Origin of the sequence: Jiangella endophytica (assembly GCF_003427025.1) — a bacterium.
Taxonomy (GTDB): Bacteria; Actinomycetota; Actinomycetes; order Jiangellales; family Jiangellaceae; genus Jiangella; species Jiangella endophytica.
Genome location: NZ_QVAI01000008.1, coordinates 19,172 through 37,776, shown reverse-complemented (window position 1 = coordinate 37,776; position 18,605 = coordinate 19,172). Strand labels below are relative to the sequence as shown.

The window sequence follows — 18,605 nt, the reverse complement described above, 5'->3', positions numbered from 1 at the left end:
TGCCGCCAGCACCGGCAGCACGGGCGGAGCCGTCAGCCTCCGCTCCGGTGGGTCCGGTGGCCGCTGGGCTCACCGGCCAGGTGCGCGGCGACCTCGCCCAGCCGGGCGGCGACCGCCGGGACGTCGGCCATCGTGAAGCGACTGGCAGGAGCGCTGACGCTCAGTGCGGCGGGCAGCCGGGTGCCGAGGATCGCGACGGCGACGCAGCGGCCGTCCTCCTCGTTCTCGCCGTCGTCGACGGCATAGCCCTGCCGGCGGACGTCGTCGAGCTCGGCGAAGAACTGGTCGGCGGTGGTGATGGTGTGTCCGGTGCGCGGCTTGAGGTCGATCTGCTCGAGCAGCTCGGTGACCTGCGCGGGCGGCAGCTGGGCCACGATGGCCTTGCCGAGCGCCGTGCAGTGGAGCGGGTCGCGGCTGCCGCGCACGCTCACCATACGCACGGTGCGCGGGCTCTCGGCCACCTCGACATAGCGGACGGCGGTGCCGTCGAGGACACCCAGGTTGGTGGTCTCGCTGGTCTCGTCGCGCAGCCGCTCGAGCCACGGCCGGGCGCGGTCTTGCAGGACCTCGAGGTCGCGCGACTGCATGCCGACGAACCCGAGACCGAGGCGGTAGCGGCCGTCGCCGTCGCGCTCGACGTAGCGGTGTTTCTCCAGCGTCCACAGATAGCGGAACGCGGTGGCCTTGGCCATGCGGATGGAGCGGTGGATCTCGACGAGCGACATCGGCTCCGGCGACTCCTGGAGCACGTTGAGCATCGAGACGACCCGTTCGACGGATCGGTTGTTGTACTTGCGGGCTTGTTCCGGGGTCGCGGTGGCCGGGTCGGGCGCGTCGTGGATGTCGATGCGCTCGTCGACCGTGTCGGGGTCGAGGTCGTCGGGGTTGCGGCCTGCGGGCCGGCTGCGTGGCATGACGCCGCCTCCATGGTTTCTGGATTCGAACCTGCAGTTTCAGAAGGATACCGGAATCAAGATCATCTGCCAGGGGCCAGTTTCGCGGAACCACCCGCGCCGGCTACTCGCTGGCCCATCGCCTCGCCCCTGGTCGCAGGCGGTACTGCCAACTGGCCCCCTGGACACGTGCTCTCCGTCGATCGTAGCTCGATTTGTCAAGTGGAGCACCAGTTTCGGTGAACAAAACACCCGGCTCGGCGTCACCGTTCGGCTCGCCCGGTAGTGCGCCGGCGCGCGGCGGGCACTCATGGCTCGACGTGGGTCCGGCGGCGGTGCTCGAGGCCGCCGATGGGCGGTGCGATCGCGCTGACGTCGGGGCAGGCGATGAGCACCATCCCGTGGCAGCTGGCAGCTGGCAGCTGGCAGCTGGCGGCGCTCGGCCTCGACCACGCGGCGTACCGGGTGATCGTCGCGGAGGGCGCCGGCGGGCGGCGCGTGGGGTGCGTGCCGATCGCGTCGTGTTGCGTGAAGCCCGGGCTCCTGGGTGTCGCGGTGGAGCTGCCCGGCCGACGGTGACCGGGCTCCGTGCCGAGAGGGACGAGTTGCGCGCCGCGCTCGACGGACAGGTCATGACGGCCGGACGGCTCGGTGGGCCGCAGCCGGCGGCCCGCAAAAAGATCCTTAGCCAAAATTCGGCTTGTCGGGCATCCATTCGGCTCCGCCTGTGGCAGTCTTTCGGCAGACACACTATGAGTAGCAGTTCCGGGTGAGTTCGGACGACGCATCCGCCGCGGAGTTCGGCCTCACCCTGTTCGGCAGGCTGAACGTCACATTCCTGGGTTGCGCATAGTCGGCGCTGTAGGACAATGGTTGATCAAGAGTCGGAGCCCGCCCGCCCATCTCGACAGAGGTGGTGAGGTGTTCGACACCGCTCCTGATCGCCCAGTCGGCTGCGACCCCGGCCAGCCGGACAACCCGCCTGCCAACCATGCCGTGCGAGCGAGGTGACCGGACATGGCCGACCTGCCTGCGAACCCGATGTCGATCGAGCTGAGAGTCACCCACCGGATGTTGTGGTGGCAGACGATCGAGGAGGACGATCTTCCCGAACACTGGCACGTCTCCGCCGACGTGTGGGATCTCGACGTGTGCAGCCAGGAGAAGCGTCATGTCGGCGATTTCTCCCTCGCGGTCGCCGACCTCAACGGCGACCGCAACCTCCTCGACAGCGTCGAACTGGGGGAGTGGGCGCTGGAGTTCATCGCCGAGACCGTCATCGACCTCGCCGAGGGCACCCTGGTCCCCGAGCTCGAGGAGCAGATCAGCGAGGGCATGCCGCGCATGGTGATCCTGCGCCGATTCGAACTCGCGGCCGCGTGGCAGGGGTTCGGCCTGGCCGCCCCCCTCATCGCCGCCGCGCTGGGCCGGTTCTCCACCACGGCCCGGCTCGCCGTGTGCCGGCTCTCGCCGGCCGACTTCCTCGACGCCGGCACCGACCGCGTGTCGGCCGAGCTCACCTGCCTGCGGCTGGGCGCCCTGCTGGAGCGGATCGGCTTCTACCTGTGGCGCGGGGTGTATGTCGTCGACCTGTGCGATCCCACGCTCACCGACGCCAGCTTCGAGCCACTCGAACGCTGGGGTCCGTACAACGACCCGGGTCTGTGAAGGCGGGTCCACGATCGTGCTGAGCGCACCCCCGGCCAACCCGATGTCCGTCGAGCTGACCGTGTCGCACCGTCGCGCCTGGTGGCAGGTCGACGACGAGCGGCAGCCCGAGCCCTGGGAGATCACCGCCGATGTCTCCGCCCTGGACCTCTGCGCGCCCGATGCCCGCCATGTCGCCGAGCTGTCGGTCACCATCGCCGACCTCCGGCGCGGCCGGGTGGCGCTGGACGCCGTCGTGCTGGGTGAGTGGGCGCCCGGCTTCCTCGCCGCGGCATCGGGTGACGTCGGCGCTCTCGGCCCCGACCTGGAGGACTGGGTGAGCGACGGCCCGCCGCGGGTGGTCGTCGTGCGCCGGTACGAGCTCATGCCCGAGTGGCGCGGTCACGGCCTCGGCCCGGTGCTGCTGGCCGGGGCGCTCGCGACGTTCCAGCCGGTGGCCCGGCTGGCCGCGTTCCGGGTGGCGACGCCGCGGCCGGCCATCTCGGGTCCGCCGAGCGTCACCGGTCTCGGCCGCGCCGCCCGCGAGCGGGTGGCCGAGCGGCTGCACGCTCGGCGGACCGCCGTCCTGGAACGCCTCGGGTTCCGGCCCTGGGACGGCGTCCACGTCGCCGACCTGCGTGCGGCCGAGCTCGCCGACGCCCGGCGCGGTGCGGTCGATCCGTGGCGGCACCTGGACTGGCGTTGACGCCGTCAGCGGGTGGTGGCGAAGGCGTCGACGCCGGTGAGGGAGGCCGAGAGCGACCACAGGCGGGCCGCCTGCTCCGGGTCGACGGCGTAGTCCTTGACGCCGGTGGCCTCGGGGCCGTCGCCGCTCGCCGGACCCGCGACGTCGCAGTCTTCCAGGTAGAGGCCGCCGAGCCCATCCAGCTGCGGCGACGTCGCGGCGAAGACCTGTGTCGCGGCGCCCTGCGCGGGCGTCTTGAAGGTCTGGTTGAGCGGGGTGCCGTCCTCGTCGATCCAGCCGTAGCCGACCATCTCCTCCTTCGGCAGGTGCCGCTGCAACGGCGTCAGGATGCCGCCCGGGTGCAGGGCGAACGCCCGCACGCCGGCGTCCTTCCCGAGCGCGTCCAGCCGCACAGCGAACAACACGTTCGCGGTCTTCGCCTGGCCGTAGGCGAGCCACTTGTCGTAGCCGGTCTCGAACTGCGGGTCGTCCCAGCGCATGGGGGAGCGGTGGTGACCGCGCGAGGAGACGGACACGACGCGGGCGCCGTCGCCGCCGGCCAGGGCGGGCCAGAGCCGGTTGACCAGTGCGAAGTGCCCGAGATGGTTGGTCGCGAACTGTGCCTCCCAGCCCGGGCCGACGCGCGTCTGCGGGCAGGCCATGATGCCGGCGCTGTCGATCACCAGGTCGACGCCGCGGCCGGACGCGAGGAACCGGCCGGCGAATCGGCGGACGCTGTCGAGCTCGCCCAGGTCCAGCTCGTCGACCTCGACGCCGTCCAGGCCGGCCAGGGCCTCGCGTGCCCGGTCCGGCCGCCGCGCGGGGACGACGACGTGTGCGCCGGCGGCGGCGAGGGCGCGGGTGGTCTCGAGGCCGATGCCGGAGTAGCCACCCGTCACGATCCCGAGCCGGCCTGTGAGGCCGACGCCGGCCAGGACCTCCGCGGCGGTGGTCCGGGCGCCGAACCCGGTGCCGAGCGGGCGTTGCTGAAGCATCGTCATGCGATCGACGCTACGAGCTGGAGTGCGCTCGAAGTCAAGGAGTCCGGGTGCCGGTCAGGAGCCCGCCAGCAGATCGCGTGGATCGGTGTCCAGCGCCGCCGCCAGCAGGTAGAGGTTGTCGAGCGTCAGGTTGCGAGCGCCACGCTCGACGCCGCCGGAGAACTTGCCGCGATAGCCCATGCGGGCGTCCAGCTGCCGCTGCGTCAGTCCGAGCGTCGCGCGGCGGGCGCGCGCCGACTCGCCGAAGGCCATGAGAAAGTCGGCCTTGCGGGCCTTGACGTCGTCGTGTGCGGGCACCCCCACACCGTCGGGGCACGATGATCGTTTCGTCGACAGACTATGGGGAGCACCAGGGCGTCAGAGCAGATCGCGGGCGGTGACGCCCAGCGCGCGGGCCAGCCGGTGGATGTTCAGCAGCGCCACGTTGCGTTCGCCCCGCTCGATCGAGCCGACGTAGGTGCGGTGGAGGTTGGCGCGATCGGCGAGATCCTCCTGGCTGAGGCCCAGTTCGCGGCGGAGTTCCCGGACGCGGGCGCCGAACGCGCTGAGGGCGCGGCGCTCGTCGTCGGGAGGCTGGGGCACCCGTCTACGCTGCGGGTCACCCACTTCAAGATCTACAGACTATGAGTAGCATGCCCTGGTTCGCCCACTCTGAGTGAGGGCATCAATCCGGCACAGAGGGCAGAACGGGCGGCGGGTGATCGGGCAGCAGATCGCTGGCCGGTCGCCCCAGAGCGTCCGCCAGCAGGTGCACGACGAAGATCGACGGCGTGCGCTCGGCCCGCTCGAGCATGCCGACGTACGAGCGGTCGAGTCCGGCGGCGATGGCGAGCGCCTCCTGGCTCAGCTCGGGCTCGGCGGCATCGCGCAACGCCTGCAGCCGGGCGGCGAACGCCTCACGCAGGCCGCGGGCGTACTCCTCGGTCGTGGACACTCGTCCACGGTCGGGGGCTGGGCACTATGGGTCGACAGACTATGGATGGCAATCCGTGCCTGTCGGTGCCGGGTGGCAGGGTGAGTTCATGATCACGCGTGCGCAGGTGCTGGCTCGCCGGGCCGCGGTCAGCGGGCTGTCCGGGCCGCGATCAGTGCTGCTCGCCGGCGTCCAGGGCCACCCGACGGGCACCACGGCGCGGCTCGCGGTGGCGCTGCGTGGCGGCGTCGCGTTGCGGCCGGCGGTGCTTGTCCGGGCGAGACGCAGGCGGCGCCGGAGCTGAGCCGGCGGCAGCGGGCGCGATGCCGCACGCTGGAGTCGGCGAATCGTCGCTGGGCCGCCGGGGCCGGGCCGCCGGGAGCAAGCGCCTGCGCGGGACACGCCGGGGCCAAGTGTTGCGGGGTGCGTGGCGGGCGGCTGGTTCGTCGTGCACAATGGAGCCGTCGCAGGTTCACCTGGACGGAACGAGGTCGCAGGGGAAGGCGTCCCTCGAACCGCAGGAGGATCCGGTGACGACTCGTGGCGTTCTCTACGTCCACGCCGCTACGTCGGCCTTGTGCCCGCACATCGAGTGGGCAGTGGCTGGCGCCCTTGGTGTGCGCGTAAAGCTGGACTGGAGCGCGCAGCCGGCCGCACCCGGGATGTACCGTGCCGAGCTGTCCTGGCAGGGTGCCTCAGGCACCGGGGCCAAGATCGCGTCGGCGTTGCGCGGCTGGATGCATCTGCGCTTCGAGGTGACCGAGGAGCCCAGCCCCGGCTGCGAGGGTGCGCGCTACTCGTACACGCCGGAGCTCGGTGTCTTCCACGCGGTGACCGGCGTTCACGGCGACATCATGATCCCCGAGGACCGCATCAAGGCCGTCGTCGTGAAGGCGGCGATGGGGGAGGTCGACCTCGAGGAGGAGCTGCGCCGGCTGCTCGGTGCGCCGTGGGACGAGGAGCTCGAGCCGTTCCGCTATGCGGGCGACGGGGCCCCGGTCCGGTGGCTCCACCAGGTCGTCTGAGCAGCCGAAGGGGCGGGTCGAAATTGATCCGCGACAGGGCCTTCACAAGACGCCAAGTCCTCGGTATGGTCACGGTCTAGTAACACACTTCAAGACGTGGCCGCTCCGGCATCGGTGGTTGTCCCCGGCCCGGTGACCGGGAAATGCAGCGGCCTCACCACGTAGAAGCGCCCCGGACCATCACGGTCCGGGGCGCTCCGTCGTCCGGGCACGGACGGGCGCGCCCACGCGCATGACGACCCTCGCTGCTCGACCCGCCAGGGACCTCGGCGACGGGCGGAAGGCGCGGCCGCGGCGGGGACGTCGAGTCGGGCGGGCGATGGGCAGCAGGCGCGTGCGCTCGCCCGGCCGGAGAACGGCGCGGCCTTGTCCGGACGAGGCCGCAACGGCCGCCTGAGGCGGCTCGCGAGACGGGGGCACTCGGTGGCCGGGGCCGGTCCGCGTCGGTCGCGCGCAGACGGCGGAGCCTGGTGCTGAACGCGGCGGTCCGAACCCGATGACCTCGGCGCCGGGAAGCGACTGGATGGGGACGACGACGAGCCCGACCGAGGCCCAGCCGATCACGACCCGGCCGGCTCGGGGGTGGCGGGGAGACAGCCCGGGACAGCCCGTGAGGGCCCGTGAGAGCAGCGGGGCAGCCCGGGGCGCAGCCCGGGGCAGCGGAACGAGGCGAGCTCCCGCCCGCCAGACGGCCCTGGCGAGGCGGGAGCTCGGGTCCTGCGAACGCTACAGCGGAATGTTGCCGTGCGCGCCGCGACGGTCGGGGGCGTCGGCGATGGCGCGGGCGAGGGCCGAACGGGTCTGCTCGGGGGTGACGACCTCGTCGACGACGCCGAGTTCGATGGCGCGGTCGAGGCCGCCGGCGATGCGGGCGTGCTCTTCGGCCAGCTCCGACTCGACCTGGGGGCGGACCTCGGGGGCCACCTCGGCCAGCTTGCGCCGGTGCAGGACGCGGACGGCGGCGACGGCGCCCATGACGGCGACCTCGGCGGTCGGCCACGCGAAGACGCGGGTGGCGCCGAGGGCCCGCGAGTTCATCGCGATGTAGGCGCCGCCGTAGACCTTGCGGGTCACCAGCGTCACCCTCGGCACGGTCGCCTCGGCGAACGCGTGCAGCAGCTTCGCGCCGCGCCGGACGACGCCGTCCCACTCCTGGCCGACACCGGGAAGGTAGCCGGGGACGTCGACGACGACCAGCAGGGGCACGCCGAAGGCGTCGCACATGCGGACGAACCGGGCGGCCTTCTCGGCCGACGTGGAGTCGAGGCAGCCGCCGAGGCGCAGCGGGTTGTTCGCGACGACGCCGACGGTGCGGCCGCCGAACCGGCCCAGGGTGGTCGTGATGTTCGGCGCCCAGCGCGGGTGCAGTTCCAGGCCCGTGCCCTCGTCGAGGAGGTCCGAGATGATCGGGTGGACGTCGTAGGCGCGCTTCGCCGACTCCGGGAAGTGCACGCCGAGATCGCGATCGGCCACCGCGGCGACGTCCAGCGAACCCTGCGTGCCGAGCAGCGCACCCAGTGTCCGGGCCCGGTCCAGCGCCTCGCGCTCGGTGCTCGCGACGACGTGGACGACGCCGGAGCGGCGGCCGTGCGGCTCCGGGCCGCCGAGGCGCAGCATGTCGACGTCCTCGCCGGTGACGGAGCGGACCACCTCGGGGCCGGTCACGAAGACCCGGCCCTCGGGACCCATGATCACGATGTCGGTGAGTGCCGGGCCGTACGCGCCGCCGCCGGCAGCCGGGCCGAGAACGACGGAGAGCTGCGGGATCCGGCCCGACGCGCGGGTCATGACGGCGAAGATCTGCCCGACGGCGTGCAGCGAGAGCACGCCCTCGGGGAGCCGGGCGCCGCCCGAGTGCCACAGACCGATGATCGGGACGCCGTCGGCCAGCGCCCGCTCGTACGCCTCGACGACGACCTGGCAGCCGTCCGCGCCCATGGCACCGCCCATGACGGTGGCATCGGAGCAGAACGCGACGACCGGCGTCCCGTGCACCGTGCCGACGGCGGCGAGCATGCCACTGAGGTCGTCGGTGCTGATCAGCTCGAGCGAGCCCTCGTCGAACAGGGCCTCGAGCCGGTGCTTCGGGTGCCGCGGGTCCTGGTCCCGCGGCGGCTTCCCGGCGGTGCCCGCCGCCGCCGATCGCTGCGATGCCGGACGATCCGCCAGTGCCGTCATCAGGTCCTCCTGAACGCCAGGACGACGTTGTGCCCGCCGAACCCGAACGAGTCGTTCAGCGCTGCCAGCGGACCGTCGTCGAGCTTCCGCGGGGTGGTGCGGACGATGTCGAGGTTGATGTCGTCGTCGACGTCATCGACGTTCGCCGTGGGCGGGACCAGGCCGTGGTGCAGGGTGAGCACCGTGGCCAGCGACTCGACCGCGCCGGCGCCACCGAGCAGGTGCCCGATCATCGACTTCGGCGCCGTGACCGGGATGGACGGCGTCCGGTCGCCGAAGACGGTGTTCAGCGCCGTCGACTCGGCGACGTCGCCCGCCGGGGTGGACGTGGCGTGGCAGTTGATGTGCGCGATGTCGTCGGGCGACAGCTCGCCGTCGGCCAGCGCCTTGCGGATCGCCGTCACGACGCCGCGGCCGGACGGCTCCGGCTGGGCGATGTGGTGGGCGTCGGCGCTCATGCCGGCGCCGGCGATCTCGGCATAGATCCGAGCGCCCCGGGCCTCGGCGTGCTCGGCCGACTCCAGCACCATCAGCGCGCCGCCCTCGCCGAGCACGAACCCGTCGCGGTTCTTGTCGAAGGGCCGGCTGACGACCGTGGGGTCGTCGTCGCGCTTGGACAGCGCCATCATGTTCGCGAACGCGGCGATCGGCAGCGGCGAGATGACCGCCTCCGTCCCGCCGGCCACGACGACGTCGGCCCGGCCGGCGCGGATCATGTCAAGCGCGTAGGCGAGCGCCTCGGCGCCGGACGAGCACGCGCTGACGGGCGTGTGCGCCCCGGCCTGCGCCTGCAGCTCGATGCTGACGTTCGCGGACGGGCTGTTCGGCATCAGCATGGGGATGGCCAGCGGCGACACCCGGCGCGGGCCGGACGCGAGCAGCTGGTCGTAGTTGGACAGCAGCGTGGTGAGCCCGCCGATACCGGACGCACACACGACGCCGACGCGGTCAGGGTCCAGCCCCGCCTCGCTCGCCTTGCCGGAGAACCCGGCATCGGCCCACGCCTGGCGGGCGCAGATGATGGCGAACTGGGCCGAGCGGTCCAGCCGCCGGGCCTCGACGCGGGGGAGGACCTCGGAGGGGTCGACGGCGGCCGGCGCACCGATCTGCACCGGCAGGTCCGCGACCCACTCCTGGGTCAGCTTGCGTACGCCGGATCGACCGGCGAGCAGGGACTCCCAGGTCGACGCTACGTCGCCCCCGACGGGCGTGGTGGCGCCGAGCCCGGTGACGACGACCCGTGCCTGGGAACGCGACATGATGCTTACGACCCTGCCTTCTCGATGAACGTGACGGCGTCGCCGACGGTGGCCAGGTTCTTGACCTCCTCGTCGGGGATCTTCACGCCGAACTTCTCTTCGGCGGCCACAACCACCTCGACCATCGACAGCGAGTCGATGTCGAGGTCGTCGGTGAAGGACTTGCCGAGCTGCACGTCCTCGGCGGGAACGCCGGTGATCTCATTGACGATCTCGGCAAGACCCTCGCGGATCTCCTCGGTGCTGGCCATGTCTGTCGTTCTCCTCGTTGGGTTGGGTGATGCTCGTGACCGACCACGGTCGGTGACGATCGTAGGTGCCCACACGACGTCGGATGGGCAGGTGGCGGGACGTCAGGGGATCCGGATCACCTGGCCGGCGTAGACCAGCCCGGCGCCGAAGCCGATGATGAGGGCGAGGTCGCCGCTCTGGGCCTCGCCGGTCTCGAGCATGCGCTCGATGGCCAGCGGGATCGACGCGGCCGACGTGTTGCCCTGGGTGGCGATGTCGCGGGCGACGGCGACCCGCTCGGGCAGCTTGAGCTGGCGCGACATCGCGTCGGTGATGCGCATGTTGGCCTGGTGCGGCACGAACACGTCGAGGTCCTCGACGGTGACGCCGGCGGCGGTGAGCGCCTCCTGGGCCACTTTGGCCATCTCGTAGGACGCCCAGCGGAACACCGGGTTGCCCTCCATGACCAGGTGCGGCATGGACGGCCCGGCCTCGCCGAACAGCGCGTCGCGCCAGTCTTCCTTCTGCCTGATGAGGTCGAGGTGCTCACCGTCGGAGCCCCACACGACCGGGCCGATGCCCGCCTCGCCGAGGTCGGCGGCGGGGCCGACGACGGCCGCACCGGCGCCGTCGGCGAACAGGAACGCCGTCGACCGGTCGGTCTTGTCGGTGAGGTCGGACAGCCGCTCGACGCCGATGACGACGACGTGGCGGGCGGTGCCGGCGCGGACCATGTCGGACGCCAGCGACAGGCCGTAGCAGAACCCGGCGCAGGCGGCGGAGACGTCGAATGCCGCGGCGCGGTTGGTGCCCAGCTTGTGCGCGATCTCCGCCGCGGCCGACGGCGTCTGGAACAGATGGGTGACGGTCGAGACGATGACGCAGTCGACCTGCTCGGGCTGGACGCCGGCGTCGGCCAGCGCCTTCCGCGCGGCGGCCAGGCTCATGGCGACGACGGTCTCCTCGTCGTTCGCCCAGCGGCGGCTCTCGATGCCGGACCGGGTGCGGATCCACTCGTCGGACGAGTCGATCCGATCGACGATCTCGGCGTTGGTGACCGAACGGCTGGGCCGGTAGCCGCCGATGCCGAGGACCCGCGACGCGCGCGGCTCCCGGTCGACCTGGATCGTGACTCCGTTCATGTTCACGCCACCGCCTCGGGGTGCAGCCGGACCAGCGGCTGACCGGGAGCGACAGGGTCGCCGTCCTCGACCAGCCATTCGATGATGGTGCCGCCGTGCCCCGCCGTGACCTCGACGCTGTCGCGCAGCGAGCTGACGGTCCCGACGGCGTCACCGGCGGCCAGGCGGTCGCCGGACTTGGCGCCGCCGGCCGCGAACGTCCCCTTGATCGGCGCGATGACCAGGCGCCACGTCGGGGTGGTGGTCAGCGGGCTGGGCTGGCCGTGCTTCTCGACGAACGCGCGGGCGTCGTCGAGCTGGTCCGGCGTCTTCAGCGCGAACGTCTCGACCCCGGGCAGCGCCCGCTTGGCCAGACCGGTCAGCGTGCCGGCCGGGGGCACCTCGAGCAGGCCGGTGACGCCGAGGTCGGCCATCGTCTGCATGCACAGGTCCCAGCGGACCGGGCTGGACACCTGGTCGACCAGCCGGCCGAGCACCTGACGGCCGTCGTGCACGACCTGGCCGTCGCGGTTGGACAGCAGCAGGGTGCGCGGGTCGTGGGTGCTGATCGACTGCGAGTAGTGCCGCAGCCGCTTCACGGCCGAGGCCATGTGGGTGGTGTGGAACGCCCCGGCGACGGACAGCGCGCGCAGCCGGGCGCCCTGCGGCGGGTCGCCGGCCAGCGCCTCGAGCTGGGCGACGGTGCCGGCGGCGACGACCTGGCCGGAGCCGTTGACGTTGGCGGGGGTGAGGCCGTGTCGCCGGAGCGTCGCGAGGACGTCGTCGGGGTCGCCGCCGAGGACGGCGGTCATGCCGGTGGACTCTTTCGCGGCCGCCTCGGCCATGCCCTTGCCGCGCTCGCGGACGAACACCATGGCCTGCTCGGCGGTGATGACGCGGGCGCCCGCGGCGGCGGTGATCTCGCCGACGCTGTGACCGGCCGCCGCGCCCACCGTCGTGAACCCGTCGGCGGGGTGCGGGAAGAGCGCGAGCGCCGCGACGAGACCGGACGCCACCAGCAGCGGCTGGGCGATCGCGGTGTCGCGGATGGTGTCGGCGTCGGCCTCGGTGCCGTAGTGGGCGAGGTCGAGCCCGGCGACGGCTGACAGCCAGTCGATACGGGCCGCGAACGACGGCTCCTCGAGCCACGGGGCGAGGAAGCCGGGCGTCTGGGATCCCTGACCGGGAGCGACGATCACAAGCACCCTTTTAGCCTCGCGGCTACCCGTCCGTAGAAGGGGTCGGCCGCAGTCACAAGGTCGTCCCAGTAACTTTGGGGGTTTCCCACAACGACCTGGGAGCCTCGGGGCCGGCTGCGCGCAGCGCTCACTCGATGGCCGGCGGGTTCATGCGGCCGAGCGACAGCGCGAGGCGCAGGGTGTAGGAGTCGCGCGGGTCGGTCGGGGTCAGCCCGACGACGTCGGAGACGCGCCGCAGCCGGTACCGGACGGTGTTCGGATGGACGAACAGCAGCCGGGCCGCAGCCTCGACGGACGCGCCGGTCTCGAGGTAGGCGGCCAGCGTCTCGAGGATGACCGGACCGGCCTCGGCAATCGGCACGTAGAGCTCGGCGACGAGGTCGTGCAGCGCCTCCTGGTCGCCGGCGAGGGCCCGCTCGGGCAGCAGCGCGCCGGCCGAGACCGGACGGGGCGCGTCGGGCCAGGCGGCCGCCGCGAGCAGCCCGGTCACGGCGGGCCGGGCCGACGTCGCCGCGGACACGAGGTCCGGGACCAGCGGGCCGACGACCACCGGCCCGGGACCGAAGTGGGTGACGATGGCCGTGGCCGCCTGCAAGGGATCCTCGACGCGGCCGAGCACCGCGACCAGGCGGTCGCCCTGCCCGCCGGTGAGCACGTCGTACCCGGCGTGCCGGGCCGATCGCCGGATCTCGTCGGCCGATGCGCCGTCCTCGGGCCGCGGCCGGCCGATGATGACGGCGACGCCGCTGGCGGCGGTCCACCCCAGCGCCGACGCGCGCGACCGGACGTCCTCGTCGACCTCGCCGCGCAGGAGGGAGTCGACGACGGTCGCCTCCAGCCGGGCGTCCCACGAGCCGCGCGCCTCGGCGTAGCGGGCGTAGACGTGCGCGGCGGAGAACGCGACCTCGCGGGAGTACCGCAGTACGCCCTCGCGGACGTCGCGTGCGTCGTCGGGTCCGACGACGTCCTCGACGTTGTCCTCGACCACCTCGATCGCGACGCGGACCACTTCGACCGTCTGCTGCAGGCTGATCGAGCGGATGAGGTCGCGCGGCGCGGTGCCGAACACGTCGGCCGTCGGCGTCGGGCGGGACTCGTCGGCGTTGCGGTACCAGTCGACGAACGCGGCGATGCCGGCCTGGATCACCAGGCCCACCCACGACCGCTGCTCCGCGGGCATCGCGCGGTACCAGCTGAGGGTGTCCTCCATGCGGGCGATCGCCGCCGTGGCGAGCCGTCCGGTCGCGCGCTCCAGGAGGTGCACGGTGCGCTCGTGCCGGCTGTTGCCGTAGGTGCCGGGCAGCTCGGCGTCGGAGGTGGGCCGCATGTTCGGCAGCGTACGCGGCTGGGGCCCGTCACCGGTGGACCAGGGCCGTGGTCGTTGTGGTGACTGGACAATCGGCGGCGTCTGCGGGTGGTCCGGCTCCGGGCGCCGATTCGGCCGGGCACTAGGCTTCGGGCCATGTCGACACCCACATCGCCCGGCGAGGGCGCACCCACCGACGTTCTGGGCCGCGCGCTGCGGTTGGTGAGTCTCGCCATGCTCGGCGGTGTCGTGGCCATCGCGGCGGTGGCCGTGTTCACCGTGGGCGACGAGCCCGGCTCGGGTGCCGACGCGTTCGGCCAGATCCTGGTGAGCGTGGTCTTCCTGGCCGCCGCGTTCCTCGTCCCTCGCCGCATCGTCCGGCCGTGGCCGGCGACGGCCGAGCCCGACGAGGTCAAGGCGTCCGGCCAGCTGCGCAGCGCGGCGTTCCTCAGCCTCGTGTTCGCGGAGTTGCCGACGCTGATCGGCCTGGTCAACTCGTTCGCCCGCGGGGTGTGGCTGCCGGTGGCCATCGGTGCGCTGTTCAGCGTCGCCGGGCTGCTGCTGACGGCGCCGACGGCGGACCGGCTGCGCGAGTGGCTGGCCCGGCTCGAGTCGGCGGGCGCGCGCACCGGTCTCTAGATGGCGTCGTCCGTGGACGTGCGGCGGGCCGGCGGCCGGTCCGTCACGCCCGGTGACGGTGTCGTGTCGCGGCACTCGTTCTCGTTCGGCTCGCACTACGACCCGGGCAACGTGGGGTTCGGGCTGCTGGTGGTGGCCAACGACGACGTCGCGGAGCCGCACGGCGGGTATCCGGTGCACCCGCATCGCGACGTCGAGATCGTCACCTGGGTGCTGTCCGGCGTGCTGGCACACGAGGACACCGCCGGGCACGGCGGCGAGCTGGCGCCGGGCGTCGTGCAGCGGATGAGCGCCGGTCGCGGTGTCCGCCACTCCGAGCTGGCCACGGGCGCCGGGGCGCGGTTCGTCCAGATGTGGGTGCCGCCGGGCGCGTCCGGCGCCGAGCCGTCCTACGGCCAGGCCGACGTGACGGCCGGCCTCGCCGGTGGCGGGCTGGTCCCCGTGGTCAGCGGGCTGCGACGGCACGCCGCCGACGTCCCCGTCGGGCTCGGGCAGCCGGCCGCGGCGATGCACGCCGGCAGGCTCCGGGGCGGCGACGTCGTGACGCTGCCGTCGGCGCCGTTCGTGCACGTCTATGTCGCGCGAGGTGCCGCCGACGTCGAGACCGCGGGGCTCCTGGACGAGGGCGACGCCGTCCGGTTCACCGACGAGGGCGGCCGGACGGTGACCGCCCGCCGCGACGCCGAGCTGCTGGTCTGGGAGATGCACGCCGCCGCGGGTTGACAGCGGGCTTCACCGACATTCGCAAAGAAGGGTTGACCTTTCGTCAACCCAAGCCTAAAGTTCTGGCATCTGGCGGTGAAACGATTCACCGGGAGGACAGCGTTGTCCGCAGGAGTCAGTTCCCTCGTGTCCGCCCCGCGGCCGGTTGTGGCCCTCAGCGGGACCTCCACGAGCGTCGTTCGGCGTCGGCCCTGCGTGACGCCGGGATCGACCTGTCGGCCGGTGAGGCGCACGCCCCGCCCGACGGCGCCGGGCCGGTCGCGATCCTGTCCGCGACCGCCGGTGCCACCCGCCGGAACGCCGGGATCGAGTTCGTCTCCGTCATGCACGGAGACGACGAGGACGAGGCGTCATTCGACGCGAACCCGGACTTGGCCGCGCACACCACGGCCGCGAACCCGTCGGGCATCAGGATCGGCGCGGGTGGCGTGCTGACGCTCGGCCCGCCGGCCGGGGGTTCGGCATCGGCGGCATCGGCGACATCGACTTCTAGGCGCGGGAGGCACCGATGGACGACCAGAGGCATCCGCTCAGCCGGCGGACGTTGATCACGGGTGCGGCGGCGGGTGCCGGCGCGACGGCGTTCGGCGCGGTGCACGGCGCCGGCCCGGCCGCCGCGGAGCCGCTGCCCGACAGCGGCCCGCTGCGGGTCGAGCGGACCACCGTCGAGTACGCCGAGCAGCTGCTGGGCACCGACGTCACCGCGCCACGGCTGTCGTGGGCGCTGACGGCGCCGGGGCACGGCGCGCGGCAGAGCGCCTACCAGGTGCGCGTCGCGTCGGCTCCGGAGCGTCTGGACGACGGCCCGGACGTCTGGGACAGCGGCCGGGTGGAGTCGGCGCGGTCGGTCGGCGTCGCGTACGGCGGGCCGGCGCTGCGGGCGCGGACCCGCTACCACTGGCGGGTCCGGGTCTGGGACGCGGCCGGCCGCCCGTCGCCGTGGAGTGAGCCGTCGTGGTGGGAGACCGCGCTGCTGTCGACGCCGTGGACCGCTCGCTGGATCGGCAACGCACCCGCCGACGACGACGTGCCGGACGTCGGCGGCACGTCGTGGATCTGGTCGCCCGGGTCGACCACCTCCGACGCTCCGGTCGGGCCGCGCTGGTTCCGTGCCGCGCTCGACCTGCCCGCGGGCCGCCAGGTCGGCCGCGCACAGCTGGTGATGACCGCCGACGACGACTTCACCCTGTTCCTCGGCGGCGAGCAGGTCCTGCACGAGCCGCAGAACGTCGACGGCTGGCGGACCGCGCACCTCGCCGACGTCACCGCGCGGGTGCGGGCGGCCGGCGCACGGGTCGTGCTGGCCGCCGTCGCCACGAACCGGCCGGGGGCGACGCTGAACCCGGCCGGCCTGCTCGGCCGGCTGCGCGTGGAACTCGACGGCGGCGACGTCGCCGAGCTGGTCACGGGCCCGGCGTGGCGCAGTTCCGACACCGAGCGGCCCGGCTGGACCGAACCCGGGCACGACGACTCCGGCTGGCCGGCCGCCGCCGTGCTGGCGCCGTACGGCAGCGGGCCGTGGGGGAGCGGCGTCAGCGTGGTCCGGCCGGAGCGCCCCGCGCCGCTGCTGCGCCGCGCCTTCACCCTCGACGCGCCGGTCGCCCGCGCACGGCTCTACGTGTGCGGGCTGGCTTACCACGAGGTGCGCCTCAACGGGCAGCGCGTCGGCGACGCCGTCCTCGACCCCGGGTTCACCGACTACGACGACACGGTCCTCTACGCGACGCACGACGTCACCGGCCTGCTCGCCGAGGGGCCGAACGCCGCCGCCGTCGAGCTGGGCCGCGGCTTCTACGCCATGACCACGCCGAACGTCTGGAACTGGCACGCACCGCCGTGGCACGACGAGCCGCGGCTGCTGTTCCAGCTGGAGATCGACCACCCCGACGGCTCGCGCACCGTCGTCGGCTCGGACCAGGACTGGCGCATCGCCGAGGGCCCGACGCTGGTGAACTCCCAGTACACCGGCGAGACCTACGACGCCCGGCGAGCCGTGCCCGGCTGGGCCGACCCGGGCTTCGACGACTCCGGCTGGGCCGCCGCGTCGGTGCTGGACGGGCCGGCGGGGCGGCTGACCGCGCAGGAGCACGAGCCGATCCGGATCACCGAGACCGTCCCGCCCGTGTCCGTGACCGACATCGGGTCCGGCCGGTACGTCGTCGACTTCGGCCGCACCACCGCCGGCTGGGTCCGGCTCCGCGTCGCGGCGCCCGCCGGGACCACCGTCAGCGTGCTGCACGGCGAGAAGCTCCGCGACGACGGCAGCGTCGACGCCGTCACGGGGCACGTCCCCGGCGGGCGGTTCCAGCGCGACGAGTACGTCGCGGCCGGTGCCGGGCGGGAGACCTGGGAGCCGCGGTTCACCTACAAGGGCTTCCGCTACGTCCAGGTCGAGGGCCTGCCGTCGGCGCCGTCGGCGGACGACTTCCGCTGCCGGGTGCTGCACAACGACGTCGCCACCACCGGCACGTTCGCCTGCTCGGAGCCGATGTACGGGCGGATCGACGACGCGATGCGGCGCACCGTGCTGAACAACCTGCACGGCATCCCCACCGACACTCCCATGTTCGAGAAGAACGGGTGGACCGGCGACGCCCACGTCGGCGCGCCGACCATGGCGTTCGCGTTCGACCTGGCGCGCTTCTTCACCAAGTGGATCGCCGACCTGTCCGCCAGCCGCGCCGAGAGCGGCCAGATCCCGGTCATCGTGCCCAGCAGCGGGTGGGGCTACCGCGAGCTGGCGCCGTCACCGGAGTGGACCACCGTCTTCCCGTACCTGGTGCGGGAGCTGTACCGGTGGTACGGCGACGTCCGGCTGGTGGAGACGCACTGGGACGCCGTCACCGACTACGTCGACTGGGAGGTCGCGCGGCGGGTGGACGGCCTCGCGCCGACCGCGCTGGGCGACTGGGTCGCGCCCGGCTACCAGGGCACCCCGCCGGAGGACCCGCGGCTCACGGCGACGTCGTACCTGCACCGCGCGCTGCACTCGACCGCGGACCTCGCAGACCTGCTGGGCCGCGACGGCGACGCCGACCGGTACCGGGCGATCGCCGCCGAGTGCCGCGACGCCCTCAACGCGACATTCCTGGACGCCGCGGCCGGCCACTACCGCACCGCCCGCGATCCGGACTACCGGCAGACGTCCAACGCGATCCCGCTGGCGTTCGGCCTGGTGCCGGCCGACGCCGAGGCGTCCGTCGTCGCCAGCCTGGTCGCCGACATCGAGCGGCGCGGCAACCACCTGAACACCGGCTGTCTGGGCACCAGCGTCCTGCTGCCGACGCTGTGCCGGTACGGCCATGCCGGGCTGGCCCACGCGATCGCGACCCGGACGAGCTATCCCAGCTGGGGCTACTGGCTGGCCAACGGCGCGGACACGATGTGGGAGATGTGGGAGCTGAACTCGCGCTCGCGCGACCACTACTTCCTCGGCACCGTCTCGCAGTGGTTCTACGAGAACGTCGCCGGGTTGCGGCCGGGCGACAACGGCTACCAGGACTTCGTCGTCCGCCCGGACGGCCGTGCCGGCCTGCGCTGGGCGCGGGCGTCACTGCGCACCGTGCGTGGCGAGGCGGGCGTCGCCTGGGCGTCGACCGGCCGGGTGTTCCACCTGGACGTCGAGGTGCCGGTGGGCGCGACGGCGCAGGTGCACGTCCCCGCCGCACACCCCGGCGACGTCGGCGTCGCGCCCGCGGCCGGTGCCGGGCTGGTGCGGACCGAGCCCGGCTGGGCCGTCTTCACCGCCGGCCACGGCCGCTGGCGCTTCACCTCACGGCTCTAGG

General features: G+C 73.2%; 19 protein-coding genes. 8 read left to right on the top strand and 11 right to left on the bottom strand.

Features of this window, described 5'->3' with window-relative positions; genetic code table 11:
• Positions 1-32: 32 nt before the first annotated feature.
• Positions 33-914 (bottom strand): IclR family transcriptional regulator, encoded by an 882-nt coding sequence (locus DZA62_RS17305; RefSeq protein WP_116950171.1) that lies wholly within the window; start codon positions 912-914, stop codon positions 33-35.
• A gap of 330 nt (positions 915-1,244) precedes the next feature.
• On the opposite strand from DZA62_RS17305, the gene DZA62_RS17300 reads away from it, so the two are divergent.
• The 3 genes from DZA62_RS17300 to DZA62_RS17290 all read left to right on the top strand — a co-directional run bounded on the left by DZA62_RS17300 (position 1,245) and on the right by DZA62_RS17290 (position 3,246).
• Positions 1,245-1,472 carry a hypothetical protein gene (locus DZA62_RS17300; RefSeq protein WP_116950170.1) on the top strand — a complete coding sequence of 76 codons (228 nt, stop codon included), beginning with the start codon at positions 1,245-1,247 and terminating at the stop codon, positions 1,470-1,472.
• 438 nt (positions 1,473-1,910) lie between these two features.
• Positions 1,911-2,561 carry a hypothetical protein gene (locus tag DZA62_RS17295; RefSeq protein WP_116950169.1) on the top strand — a complete coding sequence of 217 codons (651 nt, stop codon included), beginning with the start codon at positions 1,911-1,913 and terminating at the stop codon, positions 2,559-2,561.
• Positions 2,562-2,577: 16 nt separating this feature from the next.
• Positions 2,578-3,246, top strand: a complete 669-nt coding sequence (locus DZA62_RS17290) for a hypothetical protein (RefSeq protein ID WP_116950168.1) — start codon at positions 2,578-2,580, stop codon at positions 3,244-3,246.
• Positions 3,247-3,251: 5 nt separating this feature from the next.
• Here the strand turns inward: DZA62_RS17290 and DZA62_RS17285 are convergent, their stop codons facing one another.
• From DZA62_RS17285 to DZA62_RS17270, 4 genes are all read right to left on the bottom strand, one after another.
• Positions 3,252-4,226, bottom strand: a complete 975-nt coding sequence (locus DZA62_RS17285) for an SDR family NAD(P)-dependent oxidoreductase (RefSeq protein ID WP_116950167.1) — start codon at positions 4,224-4,226, stop codon at positions 3,252-3,254.
• Between the two features lie 54 nt (positions 4,227-4,280).
• Positions 4,281-4,523 carry a helix-turn-helix domain-containing protein gene (locus tag DZA62_RS17280; protein WP_198663878.1) on the bottom strand — a complete coding sequence of 81 codons (243 nt, stop codon included), beginning with the start codon at positions 4,521-4,523 and terminating at the stop codon, positions 4,281-4,283.
• A gap of 60 nt (positions 4,524-4,583) precedes the next feature.
• The gene (locus DZA62_RS17275; protein ID WP_116950166.1) at positions 4,584-4,808 is read right to left on the bottom strand and encodes a helix-turn-helix domain-containing protein; all 225 of its coding nucleotides are present in this window, start codon (positions 4,806-4,808) and stop codon (positions 4,584-4,586) included.
• Between the two features lie 82 nt (positions 4,809-4,890).
• Complete coding sequence (locus DZA62_RS17270; protein WP_116950165.1) at positions 4,891-5,160, bottom strand: helix-turn-helix domain-containing protein; 270 nt, start codon at positions 5,158-5,160, stop codon at positions 4,891-4,893.
• Between the two features lie 88 nt (positions 5,161-5,248).
• Here DZA62_RS17270 and DZA62_RS17265 point away from each other — a divergent pair, with 88 nt between their 5' ends.
• Positions 5,249-5,443, top strand: a complete 195-nt coding sequence (locus DZA62_RS17265; RefSeq protein WP_157987730.1) for a hypothetical protein — start codon at positions 5,249-5,251, stop codon at positions 5,441-5,443.
• Between the two features lie 226 nt (positions 5,444-5,669).
• Positions 5,670-6,164, top strand: coding sequence for a DUF3145 domain-containing protein (locus DZA62_RS17260; RefSeq protein WP_198663877.1), 495 nt, complete (start codon positions 5,670-5,672; stop codon positions 6,162-6,164).
• A gap of 726 nt (positions 6,165-6,890) precedes the next feature.
• On the opposite strand, the gene DZA62_RS17255 is transcribed toward DZA62_RS17260, so the two are convergent.
• The 6 genes from DZA62_RS17255 to DZA62_RS17230 all read right to left on the bottom strand — a co-directional run bounded on the left by DZA62_RS17255 (position 6,891) and on the right by DZA62_RS17230 (position 13,479).
• Entirely contained in the window at positions 6,891-8,342 is a 1,452-nt protein-coding gene (locus DZA62_RS17255; protein ID WP_116950162.1) for an acyl-CoA carboxylase subunit beta, read from the bottom strand.
• Positions 8,342-9,601, bottom strand: a complete 1,260-nt coding sequence (fabF, locus tag DZA62_RS17250) for a beta-ketoacyl-ACP synthase II (RefSeq protein ID WP_116950161.1) — start codon at positions 9,599-9,601, stop codon at positions 8,342-8,344. The genes DZA62_RS17255 and fabF overlap by 1 nt, the downstream gene beginning before the upstream one ends.
• A gap of 5 nt (positions 9,602-9,606) precedes the next feature.
• Positions 9,607-9,852, bottom strand: coding sequence for an acyl carrier protein (locus DZA62_RS17245; protein ID WP_116950160.1), 246 nt, complete (start codon positions 9,850-9,852; stop codon positions 9,607-9,609).
• Positions 9,853-9,954: 102 nt separating this feature from the next.
• Positions 9,955-10,974, bottom strand: a complete 1,020-nt coding sequence (locus tag DZA62_RS17240; RefSeq protein WP_116950159.1) for a beta-ketoacyl-ACP synthase III — start codon at positions 10,972-10,974, stop codon at positions 9,955-9,957.
• Positions 10,975-10,976: 2 nt separating this feature from the next.
• A complete protein-coding gene (locus DZA62_RS17235; RefSeq protein ID WP_116950158.1) occupies positions 10,977-12,158 on the bottom strand; it encodes an acyltransferase domain-containing protein in 1,182 nt (393 codons plus the stop codon).
• Positions 12,159-12,279: 121 nt separating this feature from the next.
• A complete protein-coding gene (locus tag DZA62_RS17230) occupies positions 12,280-13,479 on the bottom strand; it encodes a PucR family transcriptional regulator (RefSeq protein ID WP_116950157.1) in 1,200 nt (399 codons plus the stop codon).
• A gap of 135 nt (positions 13,480-13,614) precedes the next feature.
• On the opposite strand from DZA62_RS17230, the gene DZA62_RS17225 reads away from it, so the two are divergent.
• The 3 genes from DZA62_RS17225 (at position 13,615) to DZA62_RS17210 (ending at position 18,604) form a co-directional block, all read left to right on the top strand.
• A complete protein-coding gene (locus tag DZA62_RS17225) occupies positions 13,615-14,097 on the top strand; it encodes a hypothetical protein (protein ID WP_157987729.1) in 483 nt (160 codons plus the stop codon).
• Positions 14,098-14,820, top strand: coding sequence for a pirin family protein (locus DZA62_RS17220; RefSeq protein ID WP_116950155.1), 723 nt, complete (start codon positions 14,098-14,100; stop codon positions 14,818-14,820). It begins immediately after the preceding gene.
• A 508-nt stretch (positions 14,821-15,328) separates the two neighbouring features.
• Positions 15,329-18,604 (top strand): family 78 glycoside hydrolase catalytic domain, encoded by a 3,276-nt coding sequence (locus DZA62_RS17210; RefSeq protein WP_116950153.1) that lies wholly within the window; start codon positions 15,329-15,331, stop codon positions 18,602-18,604.
• Position 18,605 lies beyond the last annotated feature (1 nt).